This is a genomic window from Aquimarina sp. RZ0 (genome assembly GCF_008370685.1).
In the GTDB taxonomy this organism is placed as follows: Bacteria; Bacteroidota; Bacteroidia; order Flavobacteriales; family Flavobacteriaceae; genus Aquimarina.
The window spans coordinates 1-13,523 of record NZ_VTZU01000049.1 but is presented as its reverse complement, the minus strand read 5'-3'; the positions used below and the strand labels follow the sequence as shown (position 1 = coordinate 13,523).

Here is a 13,523-nt window from a genome sequence, read left to right as displayed (position 1 = left end):
GATTAGATGAAGAGATGATAAAGTCTTATGTAGAGTATCATCAATCAGATCGTGAACATAAGTAATGTGAAACCCAATGAAGTTAATTTATAATCCAAAGCCACCATTTTTAGTGATGATTATTACTCGATAATCGATTTTTTTTTCAATACATGCCTCGTGGGACTTGTCCCGAGGTAGTTTACCGAGTAATTCAAATAGGAAATGGTATTATACTAAAATTTTAGCAACTTCCTTATTTATGAATTCAAGAAATCGTTCATCTTTTTCTGAAAAAGCATCTATAGTTTCAGAATCGATATCAATCTGACCGATGTTTTCCCCGTTTTTAAAAAGTGGAACTACAATTTCTGATTTTACAGTAAAACTACAGGCAATATAGTTATCCTGAGCCTGAACATCGGGAACCACAAAATTTTCGTTAGAAATAGCAACTTGCCCGCAAATACCTTTTCCGAAAGGAATAATTACATGATCTGTTTCTTCACCTACATAGGTGTGCAGTTTTAATTCTTCTTTGTCGCCGTTTCTGAAATAAAAACCTACCCAATCATAATATTGAATATTCTCATTAAGTAGTTGGCAAATTAAATGTAATCTATCAGTAACAGAAAAATCTTCTTTTTTGAGTATTTCTGATACTTGTATTTTTAAAGTTTCAAATAGCATTCCTTACAATTTTTCGGTCAAAAATATTTAAAATATTTAAGAAGTGGTTCTTTTCAATATCGTATTGTTTTGTTAAAAATATTAGGTAAAAGATTAATTCCCCGTTAATAAATATGCATAGCTTTCTTTCATAGGTATATAATGTACAATTTGCATTTATATTATATGAAACCTCCAATCAAATTTTCTTATCATCTTATAGGTGGCGCTATTTTTGTGTTTTTGAGTACTTATCTGATCAATACGATACGATACCTTCTTTTGCGGGTAAAATTTTACACCACTGTTACCTTTTATTTGAGGGCTTTTAGATCAGAAATCGTATTCTATCTGAAACCATTTTCAAGATTCAAATTATTATTAGGAGACCAACCGAAATTACTTAAAGTCCATATGGATTTAATTTTTAACTTTTAATTAAACGGTCGTTACATTGGTTTGTGTTTAATAATGAAACAAATAGTTAGTTAGAATACCTGTTTTACTTTTGATATATGAATTTTCAAAAAGTTCAATGTAACGACCATTTTTAATGAGCTGTGTTGAGTAATAAAATAAATATTTAGTTAGAATATTTATTCTACAGGCAATTAGACGCAGGGAAAATTCAAACTTACTCTGTATGTTGTTAAACTTAAATTAATTAGCTTTCTGGTTTTATGTGGGCAAACCTTTTATTAAGAATGGTTTAATGCTTGTTTAAAAAAGCTAAATTCTGATATTCAAGAAATAAACAATAAGTAGTGTGTTTTGTGTATAAAATTGAGAATTATATAAATATTAACATTCCATTGATATTAAAAATAAAAAACTTTGTTGAGTTAGAATTTTGGAAAAAATGATCGTTTTTCTCATTACAGTACAAAGACCAAACTTCTCGGTTGAAAACCACTACTCAAGATGAGTTCTTAGTATAAAAGATTAAAAAAAGTGTATAGAGCATAGATTTTAAACTCAAAACACTTGTTTTTGACACAAAATTCTTATCAGAATTTTGAACTGCCACACTTGGGATTAATCGATAGGTTATAAGGATTCCCAGAAAAATACCTGTACCCATTAATAATCTCTTTAATAATCTCTTTTCTTTTTTTTAAGAACTATCTTAAAGTTTTCAAAACACACTCCTTTTTTAAAGCTATTCCACTTTGGTGGCATTAGTTTTTTGTCCCTTAAAATAGGGGGAAACCCCCTGAATAGCGTCCGGATTCTTTGAATTTCAAAAATCTCGGACATCTTGAGATCTTGCAGAATTTACTTTTGTCTTGTAAAAATCAAATCACAATACATCTTTAAAAATGAATAAAATTCTGTTGCTAATTCTATGCTTACACGGTTCCATTTTTTTATCTGCACAAGAGTATGTTGTCCTTGGTAAAGTAGTGAACAAGGATAGCCAACCTCTTGAGTTTGTAGAGGTCGTTTTATTGAATGAAGATGCTATGATTGTGCAGGGAAAACTGACGAATGAAGAAGGAGAATTTAATATAGAAACCCAAAAAGGGAAGTACTCTATTCGGATTCTAAAATTAGGAGATATTTTATACACTCAGAATCTCGAAATCAATACTGATATAGATTTAGGAATCATAAAAGTAGAAGCGATACATACGCTTAAGGAGGTTGTTATTCTGGCAGAGAAAAAACTAATAGAAAAAAAATCAGATCGTTTAGTCTTTCACGTAGAGAATAGTATTGTGGCTTCGACGGGTACTGGTTTTGATATCCTACAAAAGGTTCCTGGTATTAGGATTCAAGGTGACGATATTCATATAATTGGAAAGAGTGCGATTAAAGTTTTAGTGAATACTAAATTGATACCATTATCAAATCAGGATTTATCTGATTATCTAAAAACGCTGGATGGAGATACGATTTCTAAAATCGAGGTTATAACGAATCCACCGGCAAAATATGAAGCAGAAGGCAATAGTGGGTTGGTCAATATTGTACTAAAAAAGGTGAAAACTGACAATTTTGGAGGAAATATAAAATCTACTTATAAACAGGCGACATATCTCACTGGCTACTTAGGAGGTAATATACAGTATCAAAAAAATAAAGTATCACTTTTTGCTGCAATCAATAGTGGTTATGGATCTATTCAACCTGTAGAAGCAAATACTTTCTTTAATCCTACTCAAATCTGGGATACAGAAAATAGAATACGATACTTTACAAAAGCGATTAGTAGCAGAGCAGGTATTGATTATGATGTGTCTAGAAAATCTTCTTTAGGGATACAGTATTTAGGAAGTATAGGGGCTCCGGATATTAAAGAGAAAACACGCACCAATATTATAAATAATGAATCAAAAGAAATAGATTCATTATTACGTACAGATGCTATATCAGATAGAGAAGTTAAGTATCATTCGCTCAACGTTCATTATAAGACAGCATTTGATTCTATAGGGAAAAATATGTCTGCTGACGTAGATTATTTTACATATAAAAATACATTTAGCAGACTGAATACTACGAATAGCTTTTTGTCTGACGATAGTTTTATAGAAGGATCTACGGATATATTTAAAAGTTTTTCTAATCAGAATATCCAGACAATCTCATCTGCTATAGATTTTGAATGGCCTACCACACATGTGGATTTTGCATTTGGAGGGAAAGTGTCTTTTATCAAAACTGATAATAATACAGCTGCTTTTAATTTCCTGGAGAATCAATTTTTGATGAATGAAAACCTATCTAACATTTTTAAGTATAGGGAAAATATTCAGGCTCTATATGTAAGTATGAATAAATCGATTAAAAAATGGGATTTTAAATTGGGTTTGCGGATAGAAGCAACACAAACACAAGGAAACTCAAAAACCTTAGCTCAAGTACAGAATAATGAATATGTAAGAGTATTCCCTACACTGTATCTGTTGTACAGTCCTCATGAAAATCATTCCTATGCTTTTAGTTACGGAAAGAGAATCGCTCGGCCTAATTATTTGAGTTTAAATCCGTTTCGCTGGTTTAATAATCCATATTCGTTTACTGAAGGGAATCCATTTCTTCAGCCATCATTTACTGATAATTTTGAGGTTTCACATCTTTTTAGTGATAACCTCAATACTGCCCTATATTTTTCAAAGACAAATAATGGCTCCAGTCAAGTAACATTCTCAAATCCTGCAACCAATATCCAGGCAACGAGATGGAGAAATTTTTTAGACGAATATTCAATAGGCTTTTCTCAATCATACACATTTGACACGATCAGTTGGTTAGAAAGTTATGCGCAATTAGATCTTAATTATTCCAGAATTACTTCTGATATCCCCGATACTATCAGCGAGCAAGATGGCTTTAATTTTAATTTCTCTGTTGACAATTCATTTTTTTTCAATGCTAAAAAGACCTTTTTCGGAGAGCTAAACTTTTGGTATGCTTCCTCTGGTGTAGATGGAGTTGACATCTTGTCTGAATCCTATAACCTGGACCTTGGGTTGAAAGCGTGGTTTCTCGACAAAAAAATACTAGCGAGCTTGGCTATTACAGACATTTTAAGAACAAATCAAAGCATTATAAAAACCACAGTTAATTCTGTGAAGCAAGCGTATCAAAATTATTATGATCGCCGTCAATTAAGAATTGCTCTTACATATAATTTTAAGAATAACAGGATACGGAGTAGAACAAAAAAATTCAGTAACGAAGAAGAAAGAAACCGAGCGAACAATAATTGATTGAATAGATCAGGAGATTGATGCAATTTGATTTTAGAGAAAAAAAGAAACGAAGGTTATTATTAGAATCATTTTTACCAGATATAAAAAATTACTTGCAAGTATGTAGTGTCCAACGAGGAGTTTTATGACTTTAAAAGATAACTCATAAATTATTTACATAAAAATTTCATAATCATGAAGAAAATCAAATTAACAAAGGGACTTCAGCTAAGTAAGGAATCATTATCAAGATTACAAGACAGTCAAATGTCAAGTATAAAAGGCCAGGGAACAAATGGACCGAGATGTACTTGCCGAAGACATTCTTGTTTTGGTAATGGTGGTAATGGAGGTTTCCAGACGCCCTAATTAAGTAAGCACTAGAGGTTGTCTGAAAAATTAGTAGTTGATTTATACTGTAGACTTTATCCTGAAAATCATTATACGGGTTATTTAATTAAAATCAATTAATTAGTAATCAATCAGGCTTTTATAAAAGTCTTCATTCAATAATCACTATGGTTATTTTTCAGGCAACCTCTTTATTAATAAGGAAAGTTCGGTAACAATAGCGTTATCAGGATAGTAAAGAAAAGATCAGGTTTTTTTTTAAACATACACACATGAAAACTAAATTCACAAAGGCAATCTCTATTAAAAAGATCATTAAAAGGATTGAAGATGTATTAAATATGTCAGATACATTATTTCATTCTGCAGGTCTTAGTGAAGGAGTTTTAGGACTATCCTTATTTTATTATTATCTCTATTTGTACACAGAGAATGAAGAATATCTGGATAAAGTTTCACACTATCTAGAAGAATCATTCCATAAATTCTCAAAAAATAAGAACAAAGGAACGTGCAATGAGTTAGATGTATTAGAGCTGGGTAAATATCTATGCTATCTAGATACTCACAAAATAATTGATAGTAATACTGCAAAAAAATGTATTGAGCAATTAGATGAACCCATTAAGATAGTATTACAAAAAAAAATAACAGCAAAAGATCTGGATACTACTGTTGGAATCATTGCAATAGGTCATTATTTTCTAGATGGGCTACATCGTATTGATTACCGGGATGAAATTAAAAAAATCATTCTTACAATTGAGCGCCTTTCTATCGTATCAGAAGATACATTGTATTGGAATTTTAACTTAAGAGATAAAGATAATCCTACGGTAGAGTCAGGTTTTTTTCATGGGATTTCGGGTGTGATTCTTTTTTTAGCTCATGCCTTTAACAAAAGAATACTTCCAGGTATTTGTTCAAAAGTAATCAACAAAGCAATACAGTACCTTTTACAATATCAAAAGCCCGGTGGGATCAATTTATTTCCATATGATACTAAGTCTGGCGAAATGCTTTTTTCTCAGAATCTGGCATATGGTGATATCGGGATCGGATACGCATTATATCAGGCAGGCATACTTCTAAAAAATAAAAAGCATATCAATACAGGCTTGCATGTATTACAAAATTCAGCAAAATACAGAGATGATAAGAAGATTCACTGCCAGGATGCAGAATTGATATATGGAGCCTCAGGGCTATATGCATTATTTAGCACACTTCATGTACAAACTCTAAACAAAACCTTTAAAAAAGCCGCAACATATTGGTTCGAAAAAATCATTCACTTTAATAACCGGGATAGCCCTTGGGCAGGATTTGAAACATATATCAATGGGTTCGATAACGTGATACAAGTATCTTTTGCTCATGGGATCTGCGGAATCGGAATAACATTAATAAGTCATCAGATTGATATGAGTCATACCAATTACCTAAGTTTTTTTAATTATAAATAAGCACAGTATGCACAACAGGATTGATTACATCACAGGAATTATTCATACAAAAATCCTTAACAGCGATATTACAACCATGGATTTTGAAGATATCCTTATAGGGAAGCTAGGGCTCGCCTATAGTTGTTTTTGTATATACAAAGTGAACAAAGATGAAAGATACCTCAATAAGGTATTAGAAATTATCGAAAATATATTCGATACGCTTTCTAAAGGGCAGTCTGGCTTATTAGAAAAACCTTCATTAGCAGACGGTATGCCTGGATTAGGAATTGTATTACACGAATTGATTAAGGCAGATATACTAGATCATTCATATATAGGACAATTGGATATGATTACTGATTCGATATATAAGCGATGCCTAAACGAACTGTCACAGAATAATTTTGATTACTTCTATGGTGCAACAGGGCTATTATTTTATCTAAATAAGGTCGAAACTACCAAAGAGGTAGAACACATTGTAAACGTGCTATATGATCACGGAGTAAAAAATAATTTTTCATTTTATAACAAGGTTGAGGATGTGTATAGCCAGGGGATCAATTTTGGTTTTGCTCACGGTACTCTTTCTATTATAGCAGTATTGATGAATATAAAATCTAACCGTATTGAAGAAACCAAAGTAAACCACCTCGAGACAAGCCCACAAGGTATTCCTTTAGGAAAAAACATTTCGATTTCGAGGCAAACCTCGGAACATTCAAATCTCGATTATCGAGTAAAAAAACTTGTCTTAGAGACAACAAATACATTACTAAAGTTCAAACGAGGAAATATAGATTCTTCTCACATCAATATTATGCACGAAAATTTTGATTATGATTCGATCTTTCCCTATAACATTATTACCAAAAACAAAAACCAATCCGTTACACCTACTTCTGTTGATACATTATATCACTATACCAATCGCTTGGGATGGTGTAATAGTGATCTCTCTAGATTATTTATACTCTATAAGGCAGGCGCTTTTTTGAACCAACAAAACTATACAAGAATTGCAGATGAGATGGCTGACGAAGTGATTGACAGAAAATTAATCGAAGATACAGCAATCTCAGATGCTTATATCTGTCATGGGAGTTCCGGGGTAGCTCATCTGTATAAAAAGATTTATGATAGGACACATCAATCAAGGTATAAAGAGGCGTATGAATATTGGATAGCAATTACCCTTGATTATATGGAACAAGAGTTGAAGAAACAGTACTCAGATAAAAACCTGGATGTTTTAACAGGGTGGCTCGGACCCCTATTTGTACTTTCTTCATATCAAAAGGAAGAGTATCAGGGGTGGGATAGTATTTTTTTGTTGGATTAAAACTAATCGGATATGGAGAATTTATCAATTGTTCTTTTAGAATTCAGACACCGTGGAGATAATTCTCTTAGTGCTATAGAGTATATAATGGGATATGCGGCAAGAGCTGCTGAGCTCTGTTTTTCAAGATACCGGCTGGCAGAACATCTGATAATTCACGAACACTCCTAATATACCAATCCAGAAATTGTATTGATCCTACCGACAAGAATGACAGAAAAGATAGAGAATATCAGTAAAAAGTTTAATCTCAGAAAAAGAAGTGATTTATGAAAGTTAAAGAAAATTACGAGGTTTTTAATACCGTTATAGTACGTACGCCTTTGTATCCGTTAACGGTATATAATTTAATTCCCAAAAATACTACAGATACTCATAAATTTGTACAGGAACTATTTAATAATACAATATTTAAAGAAGCTGTTTTTCTGGCATCTCCAGGACTTTATTATGAATGGGAGAAATCTATAAAGACTGCAACATATCCTCCTCACAAGATAGCATACCTCTACAAAAGTATTATAAAGTATTATATCAGATCTATTACTAATTGTGTTCCTTTTGGGCTATTTGCGGGATATTCAATTCATAGCGATACACAACAACCATTACCAGATATCCAATATATACAAGAGCCAAAAAGATTTACAAATCTGGATACCTTATTTATAACAGAAGTGATAAAGCAATTAAATGGCAATGCTAAAGTCAGAGAGAAATTAAAATATCACATAAATAATACCGCCTATATTACAGGAAATAATTGCAGATATATTGAAACTACCAATGCTAAAAATGACGAGCTGAATTTCATGTTGTCTTCATTAGAAGTGGATCCGGTTTTAGAACTCATCCTAAAAAAATGTACTGAGGAAGAGAAAAGCATACAAGAATTACTACAAATTATTATAGATAATGTTGAGGATGTGAGTTTTGATCAGGCAAGAGCATATATTGAGAAATTAATCGAAAATCAAATCATTAGAAGTTCATTGGGTACCTGCTTAAATGGTGTTTCTCAAATACGTCAACTTCATGATTTTTTGAATAATAACGTTGATGCCTCCTGGCTGAAAGATAATTTTTTAAAAGAACTGATTATAAATTTTAATATAATTAAAGAAGAAATCGATGTATTAGATACAGGAATAGGCAATGATGTACAGATATATGAGAAAATTTTGAGACATACTAAAAACCTGGGAGTCAATTTTAATAAACAATATTTAATCAATGCCAACCTTAAAAAAACGCCAACAACCAAAGCTAGTGATATAATACAAGGAGATACAAAGATACTACAGGAAGCAATCCGGTTACTATCAGTGCTGTCAGAACAAAAACCAGAAAAGAAGTTCACTTCATTCAAAAACCTACAGGAGTTTAAAAATGCATTTATAGAAAGGTATGAAGAGCAGGAAGTTGCATTGTTAAAAGTTCTGGATACTGAATCTGGGATAGGGTACATTCAAAATAGTAATGATAATTCGATTTCTAATATTATTGATGATTTAGATTTTCCTGTTTCCACACAAGGTTTTGAAGATATTAGTTGCGATAATGTAGCAGATAATTTTTGGATAAATGTATTATTCAGGGCTGGAGTGCAGAATAAACAAATAGTTGATTTAAAAGAGCAGGACCTGAGCATATTTCAAAACCGATCAGATCGCGTTACAGGTACTTTCTCGGTATTATACAGTAAAATCCGGAAAAAGATCTTGATACAATCTGCAGGAGGAGCAACAGCCCTACATTATTTAGGAAGGTTTACCAGCAATGATGGCGAATTAGCAGCATTCGGAAAAGAAATTATTGCTGCAGAAGAAGCACTTTTTCCTGATAAAATTTTGGCAGAAGTAATACATCTGGCATCCAACAGAGCAGGAAATGTATCCATCAGAAATGTAGCAAGGAGGTATGAGATTCCTATTTTGACAAAACCTTCAGAAAATGCAGAAAAAATCGACCTTGCCGATATCCTGATAAGTGTGCGAAATGATCAGGTCATAATACGAAGTAAAACACATCAAAAAGAAATCATTCCTTTCCTGTCTTGTGCACAAAATTTCCATCAGGATACAATACCAATATATCATTTTCTTTGTGATCTGCAGGTACAGTACAGACCCAATATATTATCACTGAATTTTAATGAGCTGATCGTTAAAAACTTCAGTTATATCCCCAGAATACAATATGGTGATAGATTAATACTATTTCCTGCGTATTGGAAATTCAATACATCTGCATGTGCAGATTTTATAGATGCTAATCAAAATATAGTGTTTGATGCTTTTCAGAAATTTAAAGAAAAAAATAAGATCCCAAGATACATTTATCTTCAGGAAGAAAATGATAGTTCTTTACTTATAGATACAGACAATCAATACGTATTAAAAATTATAGAAGATCGATTGGCAAAAGAAGGTACTATTCGTTTTAAAGAATGTCTATATGATTTTTCTAGAGGAGCTACACAAGAATTTGCCAATGAATATGTAGCGTCGTTCAAAGGAGAAAAACTTCAATCCGGATATGTAGGTGCTAGATTTACTGGTGTAGATAAAGAGATAAAGAGAAGCTTTATTCCTGGAGATGAATGGCTGTATTTTAAAATTTATACAGGGATGGCTACAGCAAATAAATTACTTATCTCTGTGATGAGCAAAGTTGTAGCATCCCTTAAAAGCAAAAAATTAATAGAGAAATGGTTTTTTATACGATATAGCGATCCTAAATTTCATATAAGAGTTCGATTTCAGTATAGAAACCCAAAAGATAAAGCAGCAATCCTTGATATATTTAATAGAGAAGTGCAGTATTATCTGGACAGCGGATTACTCTGGAAGATAGAACTTGCCACATATGAAAGAGAACTAGAACGATATGGAGCAAAGTATATAGAGGAAAGTGAAACTATTTTTTATCGGGATAGTGATATGATTATACAATTAATGAAAACACTTACAGAAAACAATGCGATATCCTCGCTATGGGTATATGGAATAAAATGTATTGATAATTTTTTGGAAACGTTCGGGCTTTCATTAGAAGAGAAACATAAAATCATAGCACACGCATATACTGAGTTTTCGATAGAATTCAATGCAGATAAAAAACTAAGAAAACAAATTGACCTAAAATATAGAACGTATCTGGAACTGATCGAAGAGACCCTCTTAAAAAAAGACGGTTACACTGAAATTATTGAAGAAAAACGATCAGAAATAAATGAGGCTGTAGCGATATTGAATACTGAATTGGATCCGTATCAGCTGTATACCGTTATTCAGAGTCACATCCATATGTGTATCAATAGAATAATACAATCCAACCCAAGAATGCATGAATTCGTACTGTATGGTATTCTGGAAAAGCTTTACAAAAGACAAATTGGATTAGAGAAATATAATGTAAAGAAACAAAAAGAGCTGGTATGAAATTCATAGGACAACACGATCAAACAGATTGCGGGCCTGCTTCCCTGGCGATGATAGCTCAGTATTACGGAAAAAAATATACATTGGATTATCTGAGAAACCTTTCATTCATATCCAGAGAAGGGGTGAGTCTATTGGGAGTTAACGAAGCAGCACTAAAAATAGGACTTGAGACATTTCCTTCTCAGTTGTCAATAGAAGAGCTCAGGCAAAAAGCACATTTGCCTTGTATATTACATTGGAACAAAAACCATTTTGTTGTACTTTTTAAGATTAAAAAAAGACTATTATCAAAGGAGTATGTATATAAATTAGCTGATCCGGGTTATGGCATCATATCATTATCAGAGTCTGAATTCTCAAAACATTGGTTGTCTAATGAGTCTAAAGGAGTAGCATTGTTTTTGAGTCCGACAGACACGTTTTATGATAGTGATCCGCCAAAAGAAGAAAAAATCTCCCTGAAATATATGATAAGCTATCTATATCCATATAAGAAGCAATTGTTTCTTATGTTTGGATTACTTTTGGCGGGAAGCGGACTTACCTTGATTTTTCCTTTTTTGACCCAACAGCTGATTGATAAAGGTGTACATACTAAGAATATTCATAATATTACCATCATACTTCTGGCTCAGCTAGTTGTTTTTTTAGGAAGTATTAGTATTGAGATTGTTAGAAACTGGCTAGTACTGTTTGTAGGAACCAAACTAAGTATCACTGTTGTTTCGGATTTTCTAAAAAAAATGTTGCAACTCCCAATAGCATTTTTTGATTCAAAAATGGTGGGCGATTTCAATCAAAGGATTCAGGATAATGACCGAATTGAAGATTTTCTGACATCACAAAGCTTGATGACTATTTTCTCTATGATTACATTTACTGTATTCTTTGGCGTACTTTGGTATTACGACTATAAAATTGTTTTAACCTATGTTGTTTTAACGGCATTAGCTATTGCCTGGTCAGGATATTGGTTGAAAAAGAGAAAACATCTGGATTATTTTCGTTTTCAACAAAAAAGTAAAAGTCACGAATCTATTTTTGAGATGATCAATGGAGTGACCGCCTTAAAACTAAATCAATTTGATGAGTATAAACGAAAAGAATGGGAGCATATACAGGAAAATCTTTTTAAAATAAATATACGTATCCTTAAGCTGGATCAGTTTCAGTTTTCTGGATTTCAATTTATTAATGAAATAAAGAATATTTTTGTCACATTTCTGGCTGCTACTTATGTGGTATATGGGAAAATGACTTTGGGAGAACTTATGAGTGTGGCATACATTATCGGGCAGATGAATTCTCCGGTAAATCAACTAATCAATTTTTTTAGATCCCTGCAAGATGCTAAATTAAGCCTGGAACGATTAAACGAAGTACAAAACCACCCAGAAGAAGAAACCGAAAATCAAGTGTCATTACTAAAAAATGATCTTGCAACAGCGTATAATGAAAAATCAGGAATCAATATTGAAAATGTAAGCTTTCAATACGAAGGACCTAAATCCCCTTATGTATTAAAAGATATTAATGTATGGATTCCAGAAGGTAAGATTACTGCGATCGTAGGTGCTAGCGGAAGCGGAAAAACTACGTTAATGAAATTGCTTTTAAAATTTTATAAACCTACAGAGGGTACGATCTATTACAATGCTATTGACCTCCAGAAGCTGTCCCCAAAAAACCTTAGGAAGCATTGTGGCATTGTGATGCAGGATGGTTATATTTTTTCGGACTCTATAAAAAGAAATATTGCTACAGGAGCAAAAGATATTGATCCAAACAGGCTAAAAAAATCTGCAACTATAGCAAATATTGAAAGCTTTATTGAATCTCTCCCGCTAAAATATAATACTAAAATTGGGACGGCAGGGAATGGTATGTCTGGAGGGCAAAAACAAAGAATCCTGATCTCACGAGCCGTATACAGAAATCCTCATTATATATTCTTTGATGAAGCAACTAGTGCATTAGATGCAGAGAATGAAAAAATAATTCACGATAATTTACAGCAGTTTTTTAAAGGAAAAACAGTAGTCATTATTGCTCATAGACTTTCTACCGTAAAAAATGCAGATCAAATTATAGTATTAAAAAAAGGTCAGATTGTCGAAAAAGGGAATCATAAAGAACTGGTGAATAATAAATCCGAATATTATAATCTGGTAAAAAATCAATTGGAATTGGGGAGTTGAAAAAAGTTTAAATCACTTCAATTAATTAATGAAAAAAGCGTAATAATTCTCATATAAAAAAAACACCTTGTCTAAAGGTGCTTCTTACTATTCATAATCTGGAAATTAAAAGAATTTTGTACAAGCGCTGAATTTCCCAGTATTTTTGGGTCTACATCTTTTTACACGAAGCTTTTTATCTAAATATTTGCTACAGTATTTTTAAAACTCTAAAAGGTGTTATAATTATATAATACTCCCCATTTTTAAGACAGCTACTTACATTGTAAATTTAATGCTGTACATATGAAAAAATCGAGAAGAAAATTTAGTTCTGCATTCAAGGCAAAGGTTGCTTTGGAGGCTATCAAAGATCAACTTACTTTGCAGGAAATCGCCTCAAAGTTTGA

Annotated in this window: 8 protein-coding genes; 7 read left to right on the top strand and 1 reads right to left on the bottom strand. The window is 32.2% G+C overall.

Annotated features, from left to right (window positions below):
- Positions 1-210: 210 nt before the first annotated feature.
- Entirely contained in the window at positions 211-669 is a 459-nt protein-coding gene (locus tag F0000_RS18005; protein ID WP_149626123.1) for a GAF domain-containing protein, read from the bottom strand.
- A 1,298-nt stretch (positions 670-1,967) separates the two neighbouring features.
- Here F0000_RS18005 and F0000_RS18000 point away from each other — a divergent pair.
- From F0000_RS18000 to F0000_RS17980, 7 genes are all read left to right on the top strand, one after another.
- Positions 1,968-4,364 carry an outer membrane beta-barrel family protein gene (locus F0000_RS18000; protein WP_149626122.1) on the top strand — a complete coding sequence of 799 codons (2,397 nt, stop codon included), beginning with the start codon at positions 1,968-1,970 and terminating at the stop codon, positions 4,362-4,364.
- 177 nt (positions 4,365-4,541) lie between these two features.
- Positions 4,542-4,715 carry a class I lanthipeptide gene (locus F0000_RS27840; RefSeq protein ID WP_188112181.1) on the top strand — a complete coding sequence of 58 codons (174 nt, stop codon included), beginning with the start codon at positions 4,542-4,544 and terminating at the stop codon, positions 4,713-4,715.
- Positions 4,716-4,969: 254 nt separating this feature from the next.
- Positions 4,970-6,163, top strand: a complete 1,194-nt coding sequence (locus F0000_RS17995; RefSeq protein ID WP_149626121.1) for a lanthionine synthetase LanC family protein — start codon at positions 4,970-4,972, stop codon at positions 6,161-6,163.
- A gap of 7 nt (positions 6,164-6,170) precedes the next feature.
- The gene (locus tag F0000_RS17990; RefSeq protein WP_149626120.1) at positions 6,171-7,490 is read left to right on the top strand and encodes a lanthionine synthetase LanC family protein; all 1,320 of its coding nucleotides are present in this window, start codon (positions 6,171-6,173) and stop codon (positions 7,488-7,490) included.
- A gap of 12 nt (positions 7,491-7,502) precedes the next feature.
- Entirely contained in the window at positions 7,503-7,661 is a 159-nt protein-coding gene (locus F0000_RS27835; protein WP_188112180.1) for a hypothetical protein, read from the top strand.
- Between the two features lie 98 nt (positions 7,662-7,759).
- Positions 7,760-10,933 (top strand): lantibiotic dehydratase, encoded by a 3,174-nt coding sequence (locus F0000_RS17985; RefSeq protein ID WP_149626119.1) that lies wholly within the window; start codon positions 7,760-7,762, stop codon positions 10,931-10,933.
- The gene (locus F0000_RS17980; RefSeq protein ID WP_149626118.1) at positions 10,930-13,134 is read left to right on the top strand and encodes a peptidase domain-containing ABC transporter; all 2,205 of its coding nucleotides are present in this window, start codon (positions 10,930-10,932) and stop codon (positions 13,132-13,134) included. The genes F0000_RS17985 and F0000_RS17980 overlap by 4 nt, the downstream gene beginning before the upstream one ends.
- The last annotated feature ends 389 nt before the right edge of the window (positions 13,135-13,523 follow it).

Coding starts and splice junctions, on each gene's coding strand:
- F0000_RS18005 (WP_149626123.1), bottom strand. CDS start 669: ATGCTATTTGAAACTTTAAAAATACAAGTATCAGAAATACTCAAAAAA.
- F0000_RS18000 (WP_149626122.1), top strand. CDS start 1,968: ATGAATAAAATTCTGTTGCTAATTCTATGCTTACACGGTTCCATTTTT.
- F0000_RS27840 (WP_188112181.1), top strand. CDS start 4,542: ATGAAGAAAATCAAATTAACAAAGGGACTTCAGCTAAGTAAGGAATCA.
- F0000_RS17995 (WP_149626121.1), top strand. CDS start 4,970: ATGAAAACTAAATTCACAAAGGCAATCTCTATTAAAAAGATCATTAAA.
- F0000_RS17990 (WP_149626120.1), top strand. CDS start 6,171: ATGCACAACAGGATTGATTACATCACAGGAATTATTCATACAAAAATC.
- F0000_RS27835 (WP_188112180.1), top strand. CDS start 7,503: ATGGAGAATTTATCAATTGTTCTTTTAGAATTCAGACACCGTGGAGAT.
- F0000_RS17985 (WP_149626119.1), top strand. CDS start 7,760: ATGAAAGTTAAAGAAAATTACGAGGTTTTTAATACCGTTATAGTACGT.
- F0000_RS17980 (WP_149626118.1), top strand. CDS start 10,930: ATGAAATTCATAGGACAACACGATCAAACAGATTGCGGGCCTGCTTCC.